A 24,123-nucleotide genomic window follows, 5' to 3' on the forward strand; every position below is an offset into this window, starting at 1 on the left:
AATGAGGTTGAGTCTTTTCCAGGGTGGGGCTTATCGGTAACACGCGATTAAACGTTGAAGCTTTCGCCACAACCGCACTCATCTTTCACGTTCGGGTTGGTAAATTTAAACCCTTCGTTGAGGCCTTCTTTTACAAAGTCCAGCTGAGTACCATTGAGGAACTGCAGGCTTTTGCCATCGACCACCACCTTCACGCCTTTGTCTTCGAACACGGTATCTTCAGCCGCAGGTTCATCAACAAATTCCAGTACGTAAGCCATACCAGAGCAGCCGGAAGTCCGTACGCCCAGTCGCAGGCCAAAGCCTTTACCACGGTTCGTCAGAAAGGCACTCACACGCGCGGCAGCGCTGTCGCTAAGGGTAATCGACATAACAACCTCAACTGATTATTTTGCTTCACGTTTGCTTTTGTAATCCGCAATGGCGGCTTTAATCGCATCTTCTGCCAGGATGGAGCAGTGGATTTTAACCGGCGGCAGTTCCAGCTCTTCGGCAATATCAGTGTTTTTGATTGCCTGCGCTTCGTCCAGGGATTTGCCCTTCACCCACTCGGTGACCAAGGAGCTGGAAGCGATAGCTGAACCGCAGCCATAGGTTTTGAAGCGCGCGTCTTCAATGATGCCTTCGTTATTGACTTTGATCTGCAACTTCATCACGTCGCCGCAAGCCGGTGCACCCACCATGCCGCTGCCTACGCTCTCATCGCTGTTGTCGAAAGAACCCACGTTGCGCGGATTCTCATAATGATCGATTACTTTTTCGCTGTAAGCCATGTTCTGTTCTCTTTATATGTACCCTAAATAATTCGAGTGGCAGGAAGGCGGCAAGGGAGCAAATCCCCAGGAACGTACATAAGTACGTAACTGGGGTGAGCGAGCGCGGCCAACGCATCTGCAACTTGAAGTCTGACGGGTATACCGATTAATGATGTGACCATTCAATACTGTTCAGATCCACGCCCTGTTTGAACATTTCCCACAAAGGAGAAAGGTCGCGCAGACGGCCAATGGAGTTGCGAACCAGCGTGATGGTGTAATCAATTTCTTCTTCGGTAGTGAAACGACCTAAGGAGAAACGAATGGAGCTGTGGGCCAGCTCGTCAGTCATACCCAGCGCGCGCAGCACGTAGGAAGGCTCAAGGCTTGCAGAAGTACAGGCAGAACCAGAAGAGACCGCCAGATCTTTAAGCGCCATGATCAGCGATTCGCCTTCAACGTAGTTAAAGCTGACGTTGAGGATGTTCGGTGCGCCCTGCTCAAGGTCACCGTTCAGGTAAACCTCTTCCATATCTTTCACGCCTTCCCACAGACGGTTACGCAGCGTACGCAGGCGCGCCATCTCGGTATCCATCTCTTCTTTGGCAATACGGTAGGCTTCACCCATACCAACGATCTGGTGTACAGGCAGGGTACCGGAACGCATACCGCGCTCGTGACCGCCACCGTGCATTTGCGCTTCGATACGGATACGCGGCTTACGACGCACATACAGCGCCCCAATGCCTTTCGGGCCATAGATTTTGTGGCCGGAGAAAGACATCAGGTCTACTTTCAGTTGGCTCAGATCGATTGGCAGCTTGCCCACGCTCTGGGTCGCATCAACGTGATAGATGATGCCACGCGCCCGGCACATTTCGCCGATGGTCGCGATGTCCTGCACCACACCGATTTCGTTGTTCACGTGCATGATAGAAACCAGGATGGTGTCATCACGCATTGCGGCGTCGAGTTCTTTCAGATCGATAATGCCGTTGCTCTGTGGAGCAAGGTAGGTGACCTCAAAACCTTCACGCTCAAGCTGACGACAGGTGTCCAGCACGGCTTTATGTTCGGTTTTGCAGGTAATAATGTGCTTGCCTTTTTTCTGATAAAAGTTGGCCGCACCTTTAATTGCCAGGTTGTCAGATTCGGTTGCACCGGAGGTGAAAACAATTTCACGCGGGTCGGCGCCTACCAGCTCAGCAATCTGATTACGGGCGATATCTACCGCCTCTTCAGCATGCCAGCCAAAACGGTGTGAACGGGAAGCGGGGTTACCAAAGTTTCCGTCCAGGGTCAGACACTGCATCATTTTCTCAGCAACACGCGGGTCCACCGGCGTCGTTGCGGAGTAATCGAGATAAATCGGTAATTTCATTGCTCTTAAACTCCGTACATCACTCAATGCAATGAACCAGGCTTTCGGCTGGATGTTCAACCGTTCTACGGGGCAATCTCTCACCCCGGCCTGATTCTGAAATCTTATAATTTATTACCCTTCCTGTTTTAGGGTGCGGCAGGCGTAGCAGCGCCCGGAAACAGGACGGATAAATTAAGCGCGCAGTTTGACGTCGATTGCGTCCTGACCACGGGTCGTGCGATGGGTTTCGTGCGAATGCTGGCGATCGGACACATCAAGGATCTCCTGGTTATTAACCAGTTCACCCAAGGTGATATTATTCAAAAAGCCGGTCAGACGATCGCTCAGGTCGCGCCACAGTGCATGGGTCAGGCATTTATCGCCGCCCTGGCAGCCGGTTTTACCCTGGCAGCGGGTTGCATCCACGGATTCATCAACGGCGCTGATCACTTCGCCAACAGCGATGCTGCTGGCATCTTTACCCAGCAGGTATCCGCCGCCCGGGCCACGAACGCTGGCCACCAGGCCATTTTTACGCAAGCGGGAGAAAAGCTGTTCCAGATAAGAAAGGGAGATCCCCTGACGCTCGGAAATATCAGCCAACGGCACCGGACCGGTCTCGGAATTGAGCGCAACGTCAAGCATTGCGGTCACGGCGTAACGCCCTTTAGATGTCAGTCTCATGTCTTAACTTAGCCTCAAACTCGCCCCTGCCCGGGGTTTTTATTAAAATTTCAAATAATGTCGCATAGCGGAGGCAAGTCTGACATTCCTGACTAAATTGGTCAACTATTTACTTGACTGTTTTAGTCAGGTATTAGGCTTTACGTGCCGTTTAACTTAAGTGCAGATTGAGGTACCCTCCCCGAAAAGGGAGGGCAAGAAAACTATTGTTTTTCCTGAGTTTTCTGCTCAATAGATGCCAGCATGCCACGCAAAATATTGAGCTCCTGGCTCTCTGGTCGGGCACGGGTAAAGAGGCGGCGCAGCTTATTCATGACCTGACCCGGATGGTTTTCGCGAATAAATCCGGTAGAAAGCAGGGTTTTTTCCAGATGGCCGTAGAACCGTTCCAGATCGTCAACCAGCGGATACGGTGCTTCTTCTTCTGTTTGCAGAGCAGCGTTACTCTCCTCCTGCGTTGCAAGCCAGGCCATACGCACTTCATAGGCAATCACCTGCACCGCCATCGCCAGATTCAGCGAGCTGTATTCCGGGTTAGCGGCAATGGCAACGTGGTAATGACACTTTTGCAGCTCATCATTGGTAAGCCCCACACGTTCACGACCAAAGACCAGCGCGACGGGGGCATGCTTGCCTTCGTCCACGCTTTTAAGTCCGCATTCACGTGGATCAAGCATAGGCCAGGGCAGCGTGCGGGAGCGTGCGCTGGTGCCAACCACCAGGCTACAGCCTGCCAGTGCTTCATCAAGCGTATCGACAATCTGTGCATTGCCAATAACATCGCTTGCGCCAGCGGCCAGTGCGATAGCCTGCGAGTCCGGTTTCACCAGCGGGTTAACCAGCCACAGGTTGGTCAGCCCCATTGTTTTCATTGCGCGGGCAACAGAGCCCATATTGCCGGTGTGAGAGGTCTCCACCAGTACGATTCGAATATTTTGCAGCATAGTTTTTCTACGGCTAAAGAATATTTGTGCATATTATCATAAACCGAAGACATATTCCGAATACGCTGCTATCATACGCGCCGTTTTCCCGTTCTTTAACATCCAGTGAGAGAGACCGATGCATCCGATGCTGACCATCGCCGTGCGCGCAGCGCGCAAGGCGGGTAATGTAATTGCCAAACACTACGAAACACCTGACTCCGTAGAATCCAGCCAGAAAGGCAGCAATGACTTTGTGACTAACGTCGATAAAGCCGCAGAAGCGATTATTATCGAAACCATTCGCAAATCTTACCCGCAACACTCCATCGTCACCGAAGAAAGCGGTGAACATGAAGGCGCAGATCAGGATGTTCAATGGGTTATCGATCCACTGGATGGCACCACCAACTTTATCAAACGCCTTCCCCACTTCTCCGTCTCCATCGCCGTACGCATTAAAGGTCGTACTGAAGTCGCGGTGGTTTACGATCCTATGCGCAACGAACTGTTCACCGCAACGCGCGGTCAGGGCGCACAGCTGAACGGTTACCGTCTGCGCGGCAGCAATGCGCGTGACCTCGATGGCACCATTCTGGCGACAGGCTTCCCGTTCAAAGTGAAGCAGCATGCAGCCCCTTACATTAATATCGTCGGTAAGCTGTTCACCGAGTGCGCGGACTTCCGTCGCACCGGCTCTGCGGCGCTGGATCTGGCCTATGTGGCCGCTGGTCGCGTTGATGGTTTCTTCGAAATCGGCCTGAAGCCCTGGGATTTTGCTGCTGGCGAACTGCTGGTACGTGAAGCAGGCGGTCTGGTATGTGATTTCACCGGTGGCCACGGCTACATGATGAGCGGTAACCTCGTTGCCGGTAACCCGCGCGTCGTTAAAGCTATGCTGGCCAGCATGCGTGACGAACTGAGTGAAGCGCTGAAGCGTTAATTCGGTTGAGGCTTTCTCCCTCGCCCCTTTGGGGTGAGGGCATCTGGCCCCCTCCCCTTCACCTCAAAACGGCCTTATCCCTCTGCCTTGCGGCACTGCACTCATCCACATCACTACCGCAGCCGCTATTAACACCATCCCCCCTGCTAATGCCAGCGTCGTCCACCCTACCTGTTTCCACACGGCGGGCGTTTTACTGCCGCTCAGTTTTACCGCCAGGGTACGAAAACTATGCACAAGTAGCGCCAGCGAGCTGATGGTCAGTGCGGTGCCTGCGGCCATCGCCATTGCCGACGCCACTCCCCAGCCAAACACGCCGACCACCTTGCTGAACAGCAGCACCATTATCGCCCCCGAACAGGGTCGCATGCCCATCGAAAGCACAATCACCAGCCGGGCGCGCCAGTCGTCACCCTGCTGTAATTGCTGAGGTGTCGGCAGATGCTGATGTCCGCAGCCGCACTGTTCATGGTGAACATGATGAGGGGTAAAGGTTTTAAAGGTCGGTTTGCGTAAAATACCATGCAGTTTTTTAAGCGCCCGCCAGCAGAGCAACAGTCCTAATACCCCCACCAGCGCATAGCTTCCCTTCTCCAGCCAGAAACTGCCGAGAGGAAGCTGCCGCGCGGGCAGAGCCAGCACCTGGAGCACCACAACCACCAGCAGCACTGCCACCAGGCCCTGCAGTAATGAAGAGGCAAGCGTAAGGCCCATGCTGGATTTCAACTTAGACGGGTGGGTGGCAAGCCAGGTCGTGATCACCACTTTCCCGTGCCCCGGCCCCAGTGCATGCAATACCCCATAAAGGAAGCTCACCAGCAGCAGCGAACTTCCGGCTCGGGTCGGGTTATCCGCCACGCCTTGTAATAGCGAGCTGAGTTGCTGGTTAAATTCCCGCTGCCAGACAATGCTTTCGCGCAGCACCTGCGGCCAGGCCTGCCAGAGCCAGGCACCACCCACCGCTGCCAGCACCAGAAAAAGAGCCAGCGGCCACCACTGGCGAACACCTGTCTTTTGCAAACGCGCGGCGGATATCACTGACATTGCAGCGTCACCGTCTGTGCAAATTGTTTACCCAGCTCCATACTCTCCTCCGGCGCATCGGCCTTATCCAGCGACTGAGCATAGTCCAGGACATCGTCGCCAGGATGTGGCGTGTGCAGGCTCAGCTTACATTTTGCGCGCAGTTCAGCAGCCAGGGTTACGTCGCTATCGTGTTCATAGCTCATATCCACATAATAGGTAGGATCAAAGGTGGAGAAAGTGTAACTCTGCCCATTAAGCGTCTGGGGTGCGGCAAGCGGAAGGGCAAAGGTCAGTACGGCCTGGTGCCCCTCTCTCTCCATGCCATAATGCAGAGGACGGTTAACAAACCTCACTTTTTTGCCGTTGTGCCAGACCTCCGTGAAATAGTGCTGTCCAAGCACATTGGCCATGACCTCGGCGGCCAGTTTTTTCCATATTTCGTCCCCGGGTCTGGCATCTCCGGCATCGTAAAGTAGATCAGCCGAGGTGATTTCATCCATCGTCCAGCGCATCAGAAGCCCGGTCCACTGACCATTCTCCACCATTACTTCGGTTTTCAGACGGATAAAACTATGGGGATGCGCCGTCACCGCGGACGATAAAAACGTGAGAATAAGCCCTAAGGCATACGGTTTCACTGCTTGCATGTCTTCCTCACGATATAAATTCTGTGATGTTCTCCGGCATTCCTGAGGTAAAGGGCTGCGGCTGCGCTTTCGTCAATCATACCTTTAGCTATTCTTATCGAACACCCTAACTGGAACTTCGCAGATGACAATCGTAATGACGCCACCATCTGTGCTCTCCAGTCCGCAGCGCCGCTGCCAGGTGCTACTACTGCTTGCGTTACCGGGGCAGACGGTCACCACGGAAATCATTCGCGCCGTCAATGGCGTTGACGAAGAGATCGCGCGTCAGGATATCGCCGACACCGATCATGAGATCCAGCGCTACCATCGGCTCACTATTGCGTCCCAACAGGACGGAAGCTATCGGATTGAAGGCACAACCCTTGACCAACGTTTATGCCAGCTACAGTGGCTTCGACGCGGCCTGCGTCTGTGTCCACACTTTATTTCCGAGCACTACACGCCAGCCCTGAAATCGGCGCTGAAACAGCAGGGCATTGCCCGCACGCTTTACGACGACACCAATCTTCGCGCGCTGATTAATCTCTGCGCTCGTCGGCTGCAGCGCTCATTTGAGTCTCGGGATATGCAGTTTCTGGGCCTCTATCTGCAGTATTGTCTGCTGCAGAGCCATGCTGGCTTCTCACCAGAATTTAACCCGGTGCAGCATGCCTGGACGCAAATGCGGGCTGAATACGTCGTAGCGCAAGAGATTGTGCGCCACTGGCAGCGACGCGTCGCTGCCCTCCCCCCGGACAATGAACATGCATTCCTCGCCCTGCTGTTTATGATGCTGCGCACGCCCGACCCCCTGAACGACAGCCACCAGGAGGATCATCGCCTCCGGCAGGCCATTGTCAGTATGGTCGCTCTTTTTCGTCAGCGCGCTGGCTTGCACTTTAGCGACGAACAGGGTCTCACCGATCAGCTTTATGTCCATATCACGCAGGCGCTGGACCGCCATCTCTTCGGCATTGGTATTGATAATAGCCTCCAGGAAGAGATAGTACGCCTTTATCCCCGGCTCATTCGCACAACCCGCGAGGCGTTAGCGCCCCTTGAGGCTGAATATGGGCTGCGTTTCAGTGATGAAGAGGCCGGCCTGGTGGCAGTGATTTTTGGTGCCTGGCTGATGCAGGAAGCGGAGCTGCATGAAAAGCAGGTGGTGCTGATAACGGGCAACGAGCCGGAGAGGGAGCAGGAAATTGAGCTGCAACTACGCGAGTTGACGCTGCTGCCGCTCAATATCAAATACCTGCCGGTGCGTGAGTTTAAAAAGCAGGGGGCCCCCCGTGACGTAACGGTAATTGTCACCCCTTACGCCACGCCGCTGCCGCTGTTCTCCGCGCCGCTTATCCATACGGATCAGTCGCTGAGCGAACACCAGCAGCAGCATATTCGTACTATGCTGGAGTCCTAACGCTGCAAGGTGACTTTCGGGCGCAGGAACAGCGCCGGAAGTGCCAGCAGTGCCATTACCCAGAAGAGGCCCTGGTGAAGATGCTGGTACAGGAACCCTGACACCATCGTCATCAGGGCAATACTGCCCCCCATCGCCACGGCGGAGTAAATAGCCTGCAGGCGGATAATTTCACTTTCCTTACGCGCGGCGATATAACGCATGCCCGCCAGATGGCAGACGGTAAAGGTGCCGCAGTGGAGTATCTGCACCACGATCAGCCACGGCAGATCGGTCGTCCATCCCATCAATCCCCAGCGTGCCAGTCCGCTTACAGCCGAAAGAAGCAGTAAATCACGAGCGCTGAAGCGGCGGAACAGCCGGTTGCTCAGCGTAAAGACCACCACTTCCGCCACCACGCCAAGCGACCATAAATACCCGACGGTCGAGGCAGAGTACCCGGCTTCCTGCCAGTAGAGCGCACTGAAGCCGTAATAGGCGGCGTGTGCCCCCTGGAGCAGCGACACGCAGGCCAGAAAACGCCAGTTTTTAACCACCAGATCGCGCCAGGCCTGCCAGCCTGTGGCATCCTGATGACGCCTCTCCCCTTGCGGCAGAATCGACGGGCGAATCAACATGCCAAGCAGCATGGAGACCACACCGAGGGTAAGCATCGCCAGCACCGCACGGTAATCAAACTCGCTAACCAACTTGCCTGTTGCCGCCGAGCCAATCACAAACGCAATAGAACCCCAGACCCGCACCCGGCCGTAGTCCATCGGGAACTGTTTTTGCCAGGTATTTGCCAGCGCATCGGTTAGCGGCACCAGCGGGGAGAAGAAGAGGTTAAACCCGATAATCACCACCATCAGCCAGGCCACATTCGTGCCAGCCCAGAACCCGAGGGCGAACAGCAGGGTAATCAGTGCCAGAATACGTAAGGCTTTAATCAGCAGCGAAGGATTACTGACGCGTGGGGCAATCAACAGGCTGCCGAGAAAACGGGCCACCAGACCTGCACCAAGCAAAATACCGATGGTTTCAGGCGTCAGCCCTGTCCCTTTGAGCCAGACGCTCCAGAAGGGGAGAAAAATACCGTAGCTAAAAAAGTAGGTGAAGTAAGCGAGCGCCAGCCAGCGCGTGGACTGCAAGACCATGATTTCCTCCTGAATGGTGGCGATAGTCTGGAGGGAAACCGACGACCTTGCAAGCAACAATGCCATAACAGCCGGCCCTGTTGCGCGCAGGTCTGCTTTTCAGATCTGCAAGGTGATCACCATCGTCTGGCTGAAGCTTTCTCCCGGTTTAAGCGGCGTCAGATGCCCACCCCGGGGTCGGTGATGGTCGTCCGGCGCGTGGCTCATCGGTTCAAAACAGAAGGCGTCAAACGCATAGCCCTCCTCAAATTCAGGGGCGGAGACAAAAACAAAATAACAGGGGGCCGCCGGTGTCGTTTTTATCTGCAGACTGTAGCCCTGCTGGCTGATAAGTGCCTCACCGTTCCAGCCTGCAAAACCATTGTTAACCCACTGGCGCGGGAGTGCGTTGGGCTGTTGAAAATTTAACGCCGCAGGCAGGCTATCCTGATACTCACCTGCAAGCCACTGCTCGCGCTCCAGCCAGTAGCCGGTCGCTTGCGCCTGCAAACGCGTCTCCCTGGTCAGGGGAAAATAGGGATGCCAGCCGAGGCCAAACGGCAGCGTCTGCCTCCCCTCATTTTTTACGCTAAGCGTGACTGTCAGTGACGAGGCACCGAGAGTAAACCGCTGCTGCGCGAAATAACGGTAAACGCCGTGGTTATGCCGGTATGCCAGCGTCAGCGCGACTTTGGATTTCTGCCCGCACGTCCAGTGAGCCAGCCAGCCATCGCCGTGCAGATAATGGCGGTCCCACGCCACGTTTGGCTCAAGGCAACAGGGGGTTCCCTCCCACGTAAAGTGGTTCCCGCTGATGCGATTGCCGAAAGGCACCAGTGGGAAACAGGCAGACTCTGTCGCCACGCCGCTCTGTTTTCCGGGACGTAGCAGGGGCATATCCTGGTGCCAGAACCCCTCTATCACGCCTCCCTGTTCGGACACCATCAGCCGCAGCGTCCCGTTCTGTAAGCTGTGAATTGTCATCGCACTCCTCTTCCTCCAGGGGGTAGTCGGGTGCGGCGGTCAGGCCGCGCCCGGATTGCAGAACGCAGGCGCTAGCGAACAAGGTGCAGCACGTAAGGCATGACGCGCACGAAGAGCGCGGCTTTTGGCCAGGCGGGGTTAAGGGCGCTTAGCGCCGTGCAGGCCTCATGCCACTGTGGTTCATCGCCCATACCGGCTGCTGCCAGCGCCTGGATGTAGAGACATTTTTCCTGATGCTGCTGCTGGAGAGAGCCGTACAGCGAGAGCAGATCGGGTTGCGAGACGGCAAAAAAGTCGGCCTGTGCAGGTGTGTCTGCCATGTTGATTGCCCACTGCGCCATATCCGTAAACAGCGCGTCGGCAGCGGCGCCATCGCCAAGCATCCGCAGCGCCATCCCCTGCCAGAAGAGATAGTCCACGGGCTGATCGTTGTAATAGCTGTGAACATTGAGCGTGCGGTCGCCCTGCATGGCTTTTTGCCAGGCCACCTGCGCCTGCGCCTCGTCGCGTTGTAACCGGGCGCAAACGCCCAGCCAGAACCAGATGTCATTATCCGTCTGGCCGGGCAAGCGGCCTTCGCTCAGGTTTTCCGGGTAGCGTAAGGCGCCCATCAGCAAATGTTCTGCGCGGGCAGGTTGCCCGGCACCAATGGCCTCCCAGGCCTGAAGCAGTCTGTTGAGAATGAACTGGCTGGTGACTTTACCTTCCCCGCCTTCCCAGGGGTGGAATTTACGGCTTTCCAGCACACGAGTGGCGTTGTCGGTTTTACCGCACAGGTGCCAGAGGTTCAGTAACTCTGCCGTCATGTCATCGCGTTTCAGCGCGCATGCCAGATTCGCTTCCAGCCGGGCAAGCCGACTTTGGGGCGAGGCCCCGGCGAGTCTGGCGAGCAAATCACGCTCAAACAGCAAACGCGCATCATTCGGTAATAAACCACAGGCGGTGTCGAGGTAGCGGGTCGCTAAGACTTCATCCTGCTGTCTGTTCCAGGCATGAATGGCCAGACCGCGCCAGGCATCGGCCAGGCGGTCGTCCATCGCCACGCACTGCTGCCAGAGGGCAACGGCTTTTGCCTCACTGCGTTTGCTGTAATGGAAGCAGGCCAGCAGATGGCGGGCAAAAGCGCTCTCCTGCAGGGCGTTAAGGGCATCGACTTCATCAAGCGTATTCGGGAAACGGACAAAGCGCGGAAAGAGGTCAATCGCGCGGGCGATAAGCGGCGCCCGTTCGGCTTCAGGCAGCAGACTGGCCTGCATCAGGAGCGGCAAAGTACGTTCGCAGTTAAGCGTATTCAGCACGCTGAGCGCCTCGTCAGCCATTCCCCAGCTCAGTAACTGCCCGGCGGTGGTCAGCGCATTGATATCGCGCCCACCGCAGAGGTTGCGCCAGGTCGCGCGTGCGTCATCACTCCCCTCACTCTGCCATTGCAGCCACCACACCGTCGGGTTTAACGGGTAGTCGCGCCTTAACTGTGACAGCATCGCCACCGCATCGTTTTGCTGCCCGCTCAGTTGCAGTAGCCGGACCAGCAAACAGTGGGCCTCCTGGCAGCCAGGGCCAGCCCGCAGGCTCTGCTGGCAAAATGCAATCCCCTGCGCGTAGCGGCGATCGCGTGCAGCAAGCCGCGCCAGGCCGTAAAAACCAGCTGCTTTGCTGTTGCCGCTCCAGGTAGCACGCCAGAAATCCTCCTCCGCCTCTTTCCATCGTTGCAGGCGTTCACAGGCGCAGGCACGAATAAAACTGGCCATCCCGCACTGGGGATTTTTATTGAGCCGGTGTGCACGCGTTAACGCCTGGGTGGCAAAATCGACGGCACGAGCATAGTCGGCCCGGTTGTATTCAAGCGTTGCCAGCGCCAGGTTGCAGCGATAATCAAGTGGGTCGATCGCCACGCCGCGGGCGTAATAATCCAGAGCCGGGCGGCTGGCATGGTGGTACTGCTCAAGGTGTTGACCAATAAACCAGGCCTCGTCAGCGGAGGTAATGTCATCGGCGGCGGCAGGCGCCGTGGCGACATCCGGCAGCGGCATTTCGCCCGGCTGATGCTCTTCGTAGGCCAGCACTGTCGTACCCGTAGCATCAAAAAGCGTCAGGGTCAGCCGTGCCGGGTGAGCAACATCAAGCGCGCCCTGCGTCACTGAGACGGGCGTAAGGGTGACGTTTTCATCCAGTAACGGTGTCGGGTTGCCTGCTTCAGTAAGCGTCAGGCGATGCCCCGTTAACGGGGCGATGGCGTAGAGCCCCCACTCCAGCCCTGCTTCGTGTCGCTGGAGTTTCAGTACCGCATCCTGCGAGGCGTTATGCACCATACCGAGCGAATGGTAGGGCAGGAAATACTGTACGAAACGTTTTTCTTCATACGCATCCAGCCAGGTAAAATCGGGCTGGTTATCGGCAAAAATCCCGGTCATCAGTTCGATATAGGGACCGTTGTGGTCGGTGAGGCTACGATCCCAGGCCTGACCAAATTCGCTATGCCCCCAGCTCCACTGCTTTTTGCCGGGTGCTATGTGGTGATCGGCAACGTGCAGCAGTCCGCCATTTTCATCCTGCGACCAGGCACCAACAAAATCGTAGGCAGACTTTTCCGCCATATAGGAGGTCGGGACCGGTACGTTTTTATAGCGGGAGATATCGACACCGGCCGAATAATCGACTTTGTAATATGTCCCCGTGGCAATCGGGAAAGAGGAGACGGCGCGTTTACCATGATCGAACACGGCGGTCACATCTGGCGGGAAGACGCTCTGATGATCATCGCCCCCTTTCACTGCCGGGTTCGCCCACCACAGGAAATGGCGCGGCGTCGCATTAGCGTTGTAAACACGGCTGCCGATTTCCAGCGCCGCCCGCTCCGGCCGCAGAGTGAAGCCCGTCATGACCTGCAAGCCATGCATCGGCTCGGTTTCACCGACCCACACCGTTTTGCTGCCGTCCTCATGCTCTTCGAGCATAGAGTCCACCGGCATAAAGGTGGTTGGACGATGATGCTGCGGCCAGTTGAATTCGATACCCCCTGAGATCCACGGGCCGAGTAGCCCCACCAGCGCTGGCTTGATCACCTCATTGTGATAGACAAAATCGCGCTGTTTGACCTTATCGAATGCCTTCTGAACACGACCGCCAAGCTCAGGGAGGATCATGATTTTCAGATACTCATTTTCCAGCCAGACCGCCTGCCACGCTTTATCTGTCCGGCTGTCGCTCAGCGTGTCCGTCACGCCGTAAGGGTAAACCGCCCCGGTCGAGCCCTGGTAAACACGGTTTTCCAGAAACATGGGGTGAACATCCTGTGGACCGGTTTCATAAGTGGGGATAATGACGGTTTCGCGCCAGACTTTTACGGGTTCCATAGTGCCCTCTTTATTAATAAGACTTACTAAAACGGGGAGTTGTGGGCAGTCTGACAGACAAAGAAAAGGCGTTTTTGCATAATAATCACGCATTACACTAAACAAGGTTTAGTAAACATGAGCCTCTGCCTGACTCACCAACAGATTCGCCGCATCAATAAATGCGTGGTACTTGAGCATCTCTATCGTGAAAAGCGCGCCACTAAATCAAGCCTGGCGCGGCTGACGGGGCTCTCTGTCCCTGCCATCAGTAATATTCTGGATGATCTGGCGGCGGAGAACCGCGTACTGAACGTGGCGGATGATAAGCCCGCGCGCGGGCACAGCAGCGGATCCTGGCTTATCGCGCCGCATGGAGACTGGACGTTGTGCATGAACATTACGCCGACCAGCCTGGAGTGTCAGCTTGCCAACGCCTGCATGAGCCCAGAGGGAGCGTACCAACGCCATACGCTGAACGCGCCCCATCCTCAGGCCTTACTGACGGCCATTGAGCAGTGCTGGCAGCGCTACCGGAAAGCCTGGCCGGGGCATCGAATCAATCTTGCTCTCGGCGTACACGGGCAGGTCGATCCGCTCACTGGTGTGTCGCAAAATATGCCCCAGGCACCGTGGAGTGAACCGGTTGAACTGAAATATCTGCTGGAAGAGAAGCTGGGAGTCCGCGTAAGGGTCGATAACGACTGCGTGATGCTGGCGCTGGCGGAAAAGTGGCAGAACGCCGCGCAGGAGCGGGACTTCTGCGTGATCAATGTCGATTACGGCATCGGTTCATCCTTCGTGATTAACCAACGCATTTATCGTGGGACGCTCTACGGTAGTGGACAGATTGGTCACACCATCGTTAATCCCGACGGAATGGCCTGCGATTGTGGGCGCTATGGATGTCTGGAAACCGTTGCCTCGTTGAGCGCCCTGAAAAAACAGGCGCGGATCTGGCTGAAATCTCAACCGACTCCGGCTATCGACCCTGACACGCTTACCACCACGCAGTTACTTGCAGCCTTTAAGGCGGGAGATGCGCGGGTCCAGGCCTGGGTGGAAAACGCCGCCAGCGCCATTGGCCTGAGTTTGTATAACTTTCTCAATATCCTGAATATCAACCAGATATGGCTCTACGGGCGCAGCTGCGGATTTGGCGAGCGCTGGCTGAACGCCATTGTGCAACAGACGGGGTTAAACCCGTTTGATCAGGGCGGGAACCCACGCAATAAAACCACCCACATTGAAATGGGGCGGTTAAGCCGCGAGCAGCAGATCATGGGGATTGGTTATTTGTACGTCGAGGCGATGCTGAGCGAAATAATGTAATAGCCGGTGGTCTGGTATATGCCGTTCATTGATGCGCACTCGCACGGGTGTCGCCCCTGACGCCCCAATCATGCAGCCACATATTGGTAGTGGAACCGAATAAGGCGTCTGGCCTACACTGCGTTTATCCATCCCTTCAGTACAGTGGCGCCGCTCATATGCTTAAGCACCTCCTGCAAACTTTAAAAATGGGGTACGTTAAGGCGTTCGACTGCTATGGCAGGGATACGAAGCTTGAGTATCTGACGATTTTGTCCTTTCAGCAGTGCTGGTTTGCCTTTTACTTATGGCAGCCTTACACCAGCGACTACTCGTTAATTATCTTTCTGCTTTTTATCCTGCCGGTTGCGTCAAGCAATGCCCGCTGCATACGTTATTGCGGTTACTCCCGCGCGCTGTGCCTGCTGTGGTTTATTGCGCCTTATGTGCTGTTGTTCCTGCCTTTCATACTCAAAAAAAGGCAAGTGACGCCACTGACGCCATAAAAAAAGCCCGCTATGCGGGCTTTTTCATCACGCAACGGGCTTACGCGTAAACCGGGAAGCGCGCACAGATAGCCAGGACTTTCGCTTTGACGCTTTCGATAACAGTCTCATCGCTGATGTTATCCAGCACGTCACACATCCAGCCAGCCAGCTCTTTGACTTCCGCTTCTTTAAAGCCACGACGGGTTACCGCCGGAGAACCGATACGGATACCGGAGGTCACAAACGGGCTCTTCGGATCGTTCGGTACGCTGTTTTTATTCACGGTAATGTTGGCACGGCCCAGGGCGGCATCCGCTTCTTTACCGGTCAGGTTTTTATCCACCAGATCCAGCAGGAACAGGTGGTTTTCCGTGCCGCCAGACACTACTTTGTAACCACGGTTCAGGAACACTTCCACCATCGCTTTGGCGTTTTTCGCAACCTGCTGCTGGTAGACTTTGAACTCCGGCTCCATCGCTTCTTTGAGCGCCACTGCTTTTGCGGCGATAACGTGCATCAGCGGGCCGCCCTGCGCGCTTGGGAAGACAGCAGAGTTCAGTTTCTTATACAGCTCTTCGTCACCGCCCTTCGCCAGGATCAGGCCACCGCGCGGACCCGCCAGGGTTTTGTGGGTGGTAGTGGTCACCACGTGAGCGTGGGGGACCGGGTTCGGGTAAACGTCTGCGGCAATCAGACCGGCAACGTGGGCCATGTCAACGAACAGGTACGCGCCGATGCTGTCGGCGATTTCGCGCATTTTTGCCCAGTCAACGATACCGGAGTAGGCAGAGAAGCCGCCGATGATCATTTTCGGTTTGTGCTCTTTAGCCTGCTTCGCCATGTCTTCGTAATCAATTTTACCGGACTCATCAATACCGTAAGGAATGATGTTATAGAGCTTGCCGGAGAAGTTAACCGGAGAGCCGTGAGTCAGGTGGCCGCCCTGCGCCAGGTTCATGCCCAGAACGGTATCGCCCGGCTGCAGCAGTGCGGTATAGACCGCGAAGTTTGCCTGAGAACCGGAGTGCGGCTGCACGTTGGCATAGTCAGCACCAAACAGTTCTTTGGCACGGTCGATCGCCAGCTGCTCTACCACATCAACGTATTCGCAGCCACCGTAGTAACGTTTGCCCGGGTAACCTTCGGCATATTTATTAGTCAGCTGAGAACCCTGAGCCTGCATTACACGCGGGCTGGTGTAGTTTTCGGAGGCGATAAGTTCAATGTGCTCTTCCTGACGTACTTTTTCTTGCTCCATAGCCTGCCATAACTCGGCATCATAATCGGCAATGTTCATTTCACGCTTTAACATCCGCTTCTCCTGCTCAGCTAACAATAAAACCGCTTAAATTGAGGCCCGTTTTGGGGAACGGCTCACAGTATAACTGAATCAAATCTTGATAACAGGTCTTGACAAAGGTTTTTACGCAAACGATTGGCTGCCCGTCAGACAAGGGTTTATGAGATCAGTCACTTTGCCTTAGCAACGGAATTCTTTTCACCTTTGTGATGCAGCAACTTCATCTTGTTTTTACCGCATGCAGATAAAGGCTTTACAAACGCAGGGGTAAATCTATAACATGTATTTAAAATGCATGTTATAGAAAATCATAAGGAAGACATCATGCTCGACGCCCAAACCATCGCCACGGTAAAAGCCACCATTCCCCTGCTCCTGAAAACGGGTCCGAAACTGACCGCCCATTTTTACGATCGGATGTTTACCCACAACCCTGAGCTCAAAGAGATCTTTAACATGAGCAACCAGCGCAATGGTGACCAGCGGGAAGCGCTGTTTAATGCCATTGCCGCCTACGCCAGTAATCTGGATAACCTTGCTGCCCTGCTCCCTGCGGTAGAAAAAATTGCCCAAAAGCACACCAGCTTTCAGATAAAACCCGCCCAGTACAATATTGTGGGCGAGCATCTGCTGGCCACGCTCGATGAGATGTTCAGTCCGGGGGAGGCGGTGCTGGAAGCCTGGGGCAAAGCCTACGGCGTACTGGCAGGGGTATTCATTCAGCGCGAAGCGCAGCTCTATCAGCAGAATGTTGAGAAAACCGGCGGCTGGGAAGGCACCCGCGCGTTTCGTCTGGTCGCCAAAAAACCACAAAGCGCGCTTATCACCAGTTTTGAATTCGCCCCTGTAGATGGTGGCAAGGTCGCTGACTACCAGCCGGGGCAGTATGTTGGCATCTGGCTGAAGCCCAAAGCTTTCGCCTTTCAGGAGATCCGCCAGTATTCCCTGACTCGCGCCGCCAATGGCAATACCTACCGCATCGCGGTAAAACGTGAAGAGGGTGGCCAGGTTTCCACCTGGCTACATCAACATGCCCGTGAAGGGGATATTGTGCACCTGGCCGCGCCCGCAGGGGATTTCTTCCTGACGGTTGCCCCCACAACGCCTGTTACGCTGATTTCCGCAGGCGTAGGCCAGACCCCTATGTTGGCGATGCTGGATAGCCTGGCACAGGCTAAGCATCAGGCTCAGGTTAACTGGTTTCATGCATCGGAAAATGGTTCAGTACATGCTTTTGCCGATGAAGTGGCCGCACACGGCAGCGCCCTGCCGCGCTTTCTATCACACGTCTGGTATCGTGAACCTGCCGCTGAAGATAAAGCGGCGGCACGATTCAGCCATGAAGGTCTGATGGATTTAGCGCAGTATGAAGAGGCAGTCAGCGACCCGGATATGCAGTTCTATCTCTGCGGGCCTGTAGCCTTTATGCAGTTTGCCGCGACGCAGTTAGTGGGGCTGGGAATTAATACCGATAACATTCATTACGAATGTTTTGGTCCGCACAAGGTGCTGTAAAGCAGGAGGCCCCTCACCTCCGGGCGAGGGGCTAAAAATCAGATTGCCGCGTCATCCTCTTCGCCGGTACGAATACGTACCACGCGCGCGACATCAAAGACGAAAATCTTGCCATCACCGATTTTACCGGTCTGGGCGGTGCGGATAATGGTATCCACACAGGTGTCGACGATATCGTCGGTCACCACGATTTCAATTTTCACCTTCGGCAGAAAATCCACCATGTATTCCGCACCACGGTAAAGTTCAGTGTGGCCTTTCTGGCGACCAAAACCTTTTACTTCAGTTACCGTCATCCCGGTGATGCCAACTTCGGCCAGCGCTTCACGCACGTCATCCAGTTTGAAAGGTTTAATAATCGCATCAATCTTTTTCATGGTGGGTCCTTATACACGCTTGCCAGTAGTCGTCTTCGTAATCGGTTGCTCACACTACCATATCCGTAACGCCTTTACTCTTTAAAGTCGTTAGCATCGAGTTCATGCCGGGAGAGCAGTTTGTAAAATTCCGTTCGGTTGCGCCCCGCCATTCTTGCCGCATGGGTGACATTCCCCCTCGTGATTTGCAGCAGTTTACGCAGGTAGTTCAGTTCGAACTGATTGCGCGCTTCAACGAAGGTGGGCAGCGCGGTGTTCTCCCCTTCCAGTGCCTGTTCCACCAGCGCATCGCTGATGACCGGGGACGACGTAAGCGCCACGCACTGCTCAATCACATTTACCAGTTGACGAACGTTGCCGGGCCAGCCCGCAGTCATCAATCGTTTCAGGGCATCGGTTGAAAAGGCGCGCACAAAGGGTTTATGCCTGTCCGCGGACTGGCGTAAAAGATGGTTTGCCAGCAGCGGAATATCTTCCGCGCGCTCGGCAAGCGCTGGGATCTTTAGATTGACGACATTCAGGCGATAGAAGAGATCTTCGCGAAACTCGCCGCGCGACATCGCCTTCGGGAGATCCCGGTGAGTGGCGGAGATAATGCGCACATTGATGTCTATGTCACGGTTGCTGCCCAGCGGACGCACCTTGCGCTCCTGCAGCACACGCAGCAGTTTCACCTGCAACGGATTGGGCATATCGCCGATTTCATCCAGAAACAGGGTTCCCCCCTCCGCCGCCTGAAACAACCCTTCACGGCTACTGACCGCACCGGTGAAGGCGCCGCGCGCATGGCCGAAGAGTTCCGATTCCAGTAACTGCTCAGGCAGGGCACCGCAGTTGATGGCGATAAAGGCATTTTTACTGCGGGGACTGGCGTTGTGAATAGCCTGAGCAAGGATCTCTTTCCCGGTCCCGCTCTGGCCATTGATCAGCACGCTGACATCGGACTGCGCCACCATTTGCGCCTGCTCCAGCAAGCGCAACATCAATGGGCTACGGGTAATAATGGTTTCACGCCATTTATCGTCGGACACCGGGGCCGTATGCTCCAGCGCATCGTCTATCGCTTTATACAGCGCGTCTTTGTCTACAGGTTTGGTGAGGAAGCTGAATACCCCCTGCCGGGTGGCGGCTACCGCATCAGGAATGGAACCATGAGCCGTCAGAATAATAACCGGCATCCCCGGCTGAACCCGCTGGATTTCGGCAAACAACTGCATGCCGTCCATTTCGTCCATCCTGAGATCACTTATCACTAGGTCGACTTTTTCGCGCGCCAGGATCCGCAGCCCCTCCTGACCACTTTCTGCGGTGACAATACTGTAGCCCTCGCTGGTCAGGCGAAGCCCAAGCAGCTTCAACAGGCCCGGATCATCGTCCACCAGCAGGAGATGGGCAGGTTTTCGACGGGTCATGGCTTACCATCCTCAGGTTTTACATCGCTCCGTGACGGGTGCGCACTGTCCGGCAGATCGTTTCCGGCAGGTTTACGCGTGGAAAGCCGCCGTTCAATATCAGTCAGATTTTCCAGTTTGCGCGTTGTCGTTTCCAGCTGTTCACGTAAGAACTGCTGTTGCTGGCGCAATGCATCCAGTTCAGTGTCAGTTGTTTGCTGAAGTCTGGCGTAACGGCCCCGCTCTTCTGCAAGCTGTATCTGCAGAACTTCGCCGTCACGCCAGAGTTGATAGAGTGGACGCACCGGCGAGGGTATCTGCGGGCTTAGTGCATCCAGACGTGCAGCATTTTCGCGGCGTTCGACCGGCGTAATTTTGGCACTCGACAACAGAATGCCGCGCTTGAAGAGATCCTGCCAGGTTTCATCACCGTAAATGCGGGCTTCAGCACGTGCAGCGGCGGGTGCCAGGCGGCTGGCACAGTCCATGCCGCGCATCCAGAACAGGGGATTGGTATCAAAAACCTGACCGGAGAGCGACCAGATATCGTTGCAGTCGGCCATCAGAAAATCGGCTACCTGATGTTCAGGCACCTGTTCGCCCCGTTTTTCCCGTACAGCACTCTCCGGGGCCTGCATCACACAACCTGCCAGCAGAAGGCAGGGCAACGCTCGCCCTATCTTTTTGGACCATGACTTCACGTCAGTCACGCGGGTTAAAACGTGCGACATACTTAGCTTATTTCGCTTCATTTAATGGATTTTTCCGGGGCACTGAGCGGCAGCTCAATGCGAAAACAAACATCTGCGTGGCTGACAGCCACCAGATGTAATTCACCCTGCATACGACGAATACAGTCTCTGGCAATACTCAGACCCAGCCCGCTGCCTTTCACCGCCCCTTTTCGTTGATGGCTACCCTGAAAGAAGGGTTCGAAAATCATGCCGCGTTCCGCTTCCGGGATAGCGGTCCCGGTGTTTGATACGTCAATACGCAGTCGCGAGCTGGCAAGGTAACTGTGGATGTAAATGTTACCGGATTCAGCACCATAGTGCACCGCGTTAGAGTAAAGATTATCCAGTACGCTCATCAGTAACATGGGTTCGGCAATGCAGCTTTTCGCATCAAGGGTCACCTCGGTATGCATCATTTTAGCTCGCGCAGGCAGACTATGAGCAGAGATGACCATCTCCAGTAGCGGCGCTATTTCAACCTGTTCGAGTTCCACGGCGCTGTCCGCAAGCTTACGGTTGTAGTCAAGCAACTGCTCAATGAGCTTTTGCAGGTTGCGGCTGCTGTCGTCAAGAATATCGACCACTTCTTTCTGTTCTGCGGTTAACAGCCCCACAACCTCATCCGCAAGCAGTTCAGTGCCTTCGCGCATACTGGCCAGGGGCGTTTTTAGCTCATGGGAGAGGTGACGAAGAAACTGGTGGCGTTGCGACTCAAGCCAGGTAAGCCGCTCGCTGAGCCAGATAATGCGCTCGCCAACGTAGCGAAGCTCCCGTGGCCCTTTAAAAATCACGGTATGGCCAAGCGATCGTCCTTCCCCCAAACGATTGATCATTCGCTCAATGCCTTTTACCGGCCCGATAATCATGCGGGTAAAAAGCAGCACCATCGCGAGGCTGACCATAAAGAGCACCAGCGCCTGCCAGCCAAAAAACTGACCGCGCTCGGCAATGACCTGCTGCAACTGCTGGCCACGGGAGAAAACCACCTGACGAGTGGATTGCACCATCTCGGTATTGGCGGCGGCAAAGGCTTCGAGGCTGGCAGCGGCTTGCGGCGCCGGGCTGCTGTTTTTGCACTGCAGCTGCGCCAGTGCGCTTAAATCCTGGCGCAGCGCCTGGTACAATTTTTCATCAGGCAGGACGCCGGCATGAGCATCCAGCATTTCGCTGTAGCGCTTGAGCTGACTTTGATATACCCGTTGCAGCGTATGGTCGTCGAGCACGCAGTACTGACGATAACTACGCTCCATTTCGAGGGCGGCATTGGTCATCGCCTCGCTGCGCCGTGCGTCAATGAGCGTTGTCCGGTTAGTCAGTGCTGCCTGGGCACTCAGGGCATTCAGGCTTTGCCATGCCTGCCACGCCAGCACCAGCAGGGGCAGCAGAATCAACAGGAACGCCATCATAACGACCTGGCGAAGGGATCGGGGGAAAACAGGCCAGCGTTTCAACAGCTCGACTCTCTTAAAAACAGGTTTACAGGATGCTAGCTGAGTAACGCGCCGTGGGGAAGCCAGAAACAACAAAGCCGGGTATAAACCCGGCTTTGTGATGGAATAGGCGGTGCCTAACTCGACGTTTCGCCCGGGGTCTGAAAAAGCGAACTTTTATCAGCAGTTGGACGGCAGGCACCTTAAGTGCATCATTCGAAGTTTATGTAGCGCGTCCCGAAGGGGCTGACATAAGAGGGTGAATGAGCCACTGGTTTATATTATGCAACAGCCATGCCAGAATGCAAATTTATTTATTAACATATTGAAAATAAAGTCATTTACTCCAAAGCCATTCTGAATGCGACTGGATGATTTGCATGCTAACTGTCGCTGATTAGCAACACCCTCTGCTTCGCTTTTTCTGTTCTATATAAATCAATAACTTAAGTGTCTCCTTTTAGAGACACCTCGATCAGGCGTTTGTCGCATTTTCCCGACACTACAACATGACGTAGTTAACGTTTACAGCATTCGCGCCACGATAAACACCAGCAAAACAAGAATCAGCACCACCCAGAGCCGTAAGGGTGAACGCGGTGTTTCAGCCGTCGGGCGTGGCGGGTCATCAGGCGGCGTTTGCGGGACCGGGTTAACTGCCGCTACCGATACGGGCGCCAGGGCATCCTGTTGCCGGGCAGTTTTTTCCAGAACCGGTGCCGGGGAATGTTGTGCCTGCCACCAGTTTTCCCGCGGCGCTTCTCCCCGGGCGGCCTTCGCACGAAACAGCTTCTTATTCAGCGCCGTAATACGGCCCGGCGGAGTGGGATAGCCGTACTGCCGCTTAAGATCGGTGACCTGTTTTTGCAGGGCTATCCCTTTTTCAGGCGCTACCATCGCCACAAAGTTAGCGTATCCCTCGAGGCTCGCCATCAGTTCACCCGCCCCCCAGCGCTTTCCTTCGGTTCCATCTTTCGCAATCTGAAACAGCAGGGCACGAAATCGTTTTAGCGTTTTGCGATCCAGTGAGGGTTTTTCATTCACCACAATACCGGTCACTTCCTGCTTTTGGGATTTACGCATCACCCGCGTTTTAGCCGGATGAAGGGTGAATCCTTCATCCTTAACAATCTGCCTGCAGCGCCAGAGGAGTTGCTGAACATTGGCTGTGGATTGCGCACTGGAAAAGGTCATGTCATCAGCATAACGGGTATAAACAAAGCCGAGTTTGCGGGCCATCGCCTGCAGGCGGCTGTCGAGCCGTCGGCAGATAATATTGGAGATGGCCGGACTCGTTGGTGCCCCCTGCGGAAGGAGACGATTATCCTCCTGCACATACCAGGTTTCGCCATCCAGCATAACCTGCTCAACCTCAGGCTCTGTGGTTAACAGCGCAAGCTCTGTGGCGAGCTGCCCGGCATAACCTAACTGGCGAAACATCCCTCTGACACGGCGGTAGTTCACCGTCGGAAAAAAGTTTTCCATATCCAGGTTGACCACAATGGCCTGATTCACATGCGGCAGTGCGTTACTCAGAATGTTGCGACCATTCACAAAGCCGTGCGCGGCATCGTGCAACGTCACCCGGTTCAGAATGTTATCCAGGATCCAGTACTGCGCACGTTTCATTCGTGGCATCGGGGCCGAAATCAGCCGCTCGCCGCCGCTTTTTTTGGCAAGGGTAAAACGTCGGTAGTGATTGATGCGGGAAACATTTTTCTGAAAGCAGAGAAACCGCAACTCATTAAGGGTAATGCCCATCGCCGAGGCCAGTGCCTGGCTGTCAGCCAGCAGAGGCAGATGTTGTGCGCGTAGCCGGGCTTCGTTGTGCGCGGTATCCGCCAGATCAAACGAATAGCCCTCCCCAAGCCAGGTAATTTCCGTCTGCTGTTTCTGATGCCATTGCACTGCACGGGCATAACGCGCTTCATTACGGGCAATACGGGTTTGCTCTCGTTTCTCCAGCGCTGCTTTTTTCCGTGTCCTGTGCATCTCCCGTAACGCGAGCTGCGGGTCGCTGTAGAGCCGCTGCTTTTGCCCCAGTTCGGCCAGCTGTTTTTGTAACGCCGCGCGTTGCGAAATAAATTCCTTCGTGAGCGTCGGTTTTTCCTGGGTTTCATCCCAGAACCCAAGCCGGATCATTTCCGAAAGGATGTACTCCTCTTTGCTGGATTCACGGATACGTTCGTAAATTTGCTGGCGGGTGAGTTTTGGTGATTCAGACATAACGAACACTCCCTGAGCGTGATGCGCAAGCGGAGAGGGTGATGAACGGGAGGGGTAGCGGCGTGGCGGAACAGGTCTTCGAAGCGTTCCTGGTACTGAGGTTATCCACTCGACGCAGAGTGGAGTACCTGTCACTCATTGGCTTCGTTGAAGCCATACTGCAATAGTGACAGGTAC

The 24,123-nt window shown here is 55.2% G+C and carries 22 protein-coding genes; 6 read left to right on the forward strand and 16 right to left on the reverse strand.

The features are described from left to right. Positions 1 to 47: 47 nt before the first annotated feature. The 5 genes from iscA to trmJ all read right to left on the reverse strand — a co-directional run bounded on the left by iscA (position 48) and on the right by trmJ (position 3,746). Positions 48 to 371 carry an iron-sulfur cluster assembly protein IscA gene (gene iscA / locus M1D91_RS17080; protein ID WP_437431889.1) on the reverse strand — a complete coding sequence of 108 codons (324 nt, stop codon included), beginning with the start codon at positions 369 to 371 and terminating at the stop codon, positions 48 to 50. Positions 372 to 386: 15 nt separating this feature from the next. Further along, positions 387 to 773 (reverse strand): Fe-S cluster assembly scaffold IscU, encoded by a 387-nt coding sequence (gene iscU / locus M1D91_RS17085; protein ID WP_003860661.1) that lies wholly within the window; start codon positions 771 to 773, stop codon positions 387 to 389. Between the two features lie 148 nt (positions 774 to 921). Further along, entirely contained in the window at positions 922 to 2,136 is a 1,215-nt protein-coding gene (gene iscS, locus M1D91_RS17090) for a cysteine desulfurase (RefSeq protein ID WP_437431888.1), read from the reverse strand. A 174-nt stretch (positions 2,137 to 2,310) separates the two neighbouring features. Then, a complete protein-coding gene (gene iscR / locus M1D91_RS17095) occupies positions 2,311 to 2,802 on the reverse strand; it encodes a Fe-S cluster assembly transcriptional regulator IscR (RefSeq protein ID WP_437431887.1) in 492 nt (163 codons plus the stop codon). A gap of 203 nt (positions 2,803 to 3,005) precedes the next feature. Continuing rightward, on the reverse strand, positions 3,006 to 3,746 hold the full coding sequence (trmJ, locus tag M1D91_RS17100; RefSeq protein WP_437431886.1) for a tRNA (cytosine(32)/uridine(32)-2'-O)-methyltransferase TrmJ: 741 nt from the start codon (positions 3,744 to 3,746) through the stop codon (positions 3,006 to 3,008). Positions 3,747 to 3,864: 118 nt separating this feature from the next. Between trmJ and suhB the strand changes: the two genes are divergently transcribed. Continuing rightward, positions 3,865 to 4,668, forward strand: coding sequence for an inositol-1-monophosphatase (suhB, locus tag M1D91_RS17105; RefSeq protein WP_437431885.1), 804 nt, complete (start codon positions 3,865 to 3,867; stop codon positions 4,666 to 4,668). A gap of 63 nt (positions 4,669 to 4,731) precedes the next feature. Here suhB and M1D91_RS17110 read toward each other — a convergent pair whose 3' ends face one another. Beyond that, positions 4,732 to 5,712, reverse strand: a complete 981-nt coding sequence (locus tag M1D91_RS17110) for a nickel/cobalt transporter (protein WP_437431884.1) — start codon at positions 5,710 to 5,712, stop codon at positions 4,732 to 4,734. Further along, entirely contained in the window at positions 5,703 to 6,341 is a 639-nt protein-coding gene (locus M1D91_RS17115) for a DUF1007 family protein (RefSeq protein WP_437431883.1), read from the reverse strand. Before M1D91_RS17115 ends, M1D91_RS17110 begins: the two co-directional genes overlap by 10 nt. Before the next feature lie 124 nt (positions 6,342 to 6,465). Here M1D91_RS17115 and csiE point away from each other — a divergent pair, with 124 nt between their 5' ends. Next, positions 6,466 to 7,743, forward strand: a complete 1,278-nt coding sequence (gene csiE, locus M1D91_RS17120) for a stationary phase inducible protein CsiE (RefSeq protein ID WP_437431882.1) — start codon at positions 6,466 to 6,468, stop codon at positions 7,741 to 7,743. Here the strand turns inward: csiE and M1D91_RS17125 are convergent. From M1D91_RS17125 to M1D91_RS17135, 3 genes are all read right to left on the reverse strand, one after another. Next, positions 7,740 to 8,879, reverse strand: a complete 1,140-nt coding sequence (locus M1D91_RS17125) for a 3-phenylpropionate MFS transporter (RefSeq protein ID WP_437431930.1) — start codon at positions 8,877 to 8,879, stop codon at positions 7,740 to 7,742. The two genes, csiE and M1D91_RS17125, sit on opposite strands and share 4 nt — an antisense overlap. Positions 8,880 to 8,978: 99 nt before the next feature. Then, complete coding sequence (locus M1D91_RS17130) at positions 8,979 to 9,842, reverse strand: aldose 1-epimerase (protein ID WP_437431881.1); 864 nt, start codon at positions 9,840 to 9,842, stop codon at positions 8,979 to 8,981. Between the two features lie 71 nt (positions 9,843 to 9,913). Further along, entirely contained in the window at positions 9,914 to 13,195 is a 3,282-nt protein-coding gene (locus M1D91_RS17135) for a DUF5107 domain-containing protein (RefSeq protein ID WP_437431880.1), read from the reverse strand. Positions 13,196 to 13,312: 117 nt separating this feature from the next. Here M1D91_RS17135 and M1D91_RS17140 point away from each other — a divergent pair, with 117 nt between their 5' ends. Next, a complete protein-coding gene (locus M1D91_RS17140) occupies positions 13,313 to 14,506 on the forward strand; it encodes an ROK family protein (RefSeq protein WP_437431879.1) in 1,194 nt (397 codons plus the stop codon). A gap of 158 nt (positions 14,507 to 14,664) precedes the next feature. Continuing rightward, on the forward strand, positions 14,665 to 14,991 hold the full coding sequence (locus tag M1D91_RS17145) for a hypothetical protein (RefSeq protein ID WP_437431878.1): 327 nt from the start codon (positions 14,665 to 14,667) through the stop codon (positions 14,989 to 14,991). A gap of 40 nt (positions 14,992 to 15,031) precedes the next feature. On the opposite strand, the gene glyA is transcribed toward M1D91_RS17145, so the two are convergent. Continuing rightward, positions 15,032 to 16,285 carry a serine hydroxymethyltransferase gene (gene glyA, locus M1D91_RS17150; protein WP_437431877.1) on the reverse strand — a complete coding sequence of 418 codons (1,254 nt, stop codon included), beginning with the start codon at positions 16,283 to 16,285 and terminating at the stop codon, positions 15,032 to 15,034. A 312-nt stretch (positions 16,286 to 16,597) separates the two neighbouring features. Between glyA and hmpA the strand changes: the two genes are divergently transcribed. Further along, positions 16,598 to 17,788 (forward strand): NO-inducible flavohemoprotein, encoded by a 1,191-nt coding sequence (gene hmpA / locus M1D91_RS17155; protein WP_437431876.1) that lies wholly within the window; start codon positions 16,598 to 16,600, stop codon positions 17,786 to 17,788. A gap of 38 nt (positions 17,789 to 17,826) precedes the next feature. Here the strand turns inward: hmpA and glnB are convergent, their stop codons facing one another. The 5 genes from glnB to M1D91_RS17180 form a co-directional block, all read right to left on the reverse strand. Continuing rightward, the gene (glnB, locus tag M1D91_RS17160) at positions 17,827 to 18,165 is read right to left on the reverse strand and encodes a nitrogen regulatory protein P-II (protein WP_002438074.1); all 339 of its coding nucleotides are present in this window, start codon (positions 18,163 to 18,165) and stop codon (positions 17,827 to 17,829) included. 74 nt (positions 18,166 to 18,239) lie between these two features. Beyond that, positions 18,240 to 19,577: a two-component system response regulator GlrR gene (glrR, locus tag M1D91_RS17165; protein WP_437431875.1), complete on the reverse strand. Its 1,338-nt coding sequence runs from the start codon at positions 19,575 to 19,577 to the stop codon at positions 18,240 to 18,242. Further along, on the reverse strand, positions 19,574 to 20,308 hold the full coding sequence (gene qseG, locus M1D91_RS17170; RefSeq protein WP_437431874.1) for a two-component system QseEF-associated lipoprotein QseG: 735 nt from the start codon (positions 20,306 to 20,308) through the stop codon (positions 19,574 to 19,576). Before qseG ends, glrR begins: the two co-directional genes overlap by 4 nt. Further along, positions 20,305 to 21,741: a two component system sensor histidine kinase QseE/GlrK gene (gene qseE, locus M1D91_RS17175; protein WP_437431873.1), complete on the reverse strand. Its 1,437-nt coding sequence runs from the start codon at positions 21,739 to 21,741 to the stop codon at positions 20,305 to 20,307. The genes qseG and qseE overlap by 4 nt, the downstream gene beginning before the upstream one ends. A 504-nt stretch (positions 21,742 to 22,245) precedes the next feature. Then, positions 22,246 to 23,946: a reverse transcriptase family protein gene (locus M1D91_RS17180; RefSeq protein WP_437431872.1), complete on the reverse strand. Its 1,701-nt coding sequence runs from the start codon at positions 23,944 to 23,946 to the stop codon at positions 22,246 to 22,248. A 41-nt stretch (positions 23,947 to 23,987) separates the two neighbouring features. Here M1D91_RS17180 and M1D91_RS17185 point away from each other — a divergent pair, with 41 nt between their 5' ends. Continuing rightward, on the forward strand, positions 23,988 to 24,113 hold the full coding sequence (locus M1D91_RS17185) for a hypothetical protein (RefSeq protein WP_437431871.1): 126 nt from the start codon (positions 23,988 to 23,990) through the stop codon (positions 24,111 to 24,113). The last annotated feature ends 10 nt before the right edge of the window (positions 24,114 to 24,123 follow it).

It is taken from the genome of Enterobacter sp. SA197, from assembly GCF_054131575.1.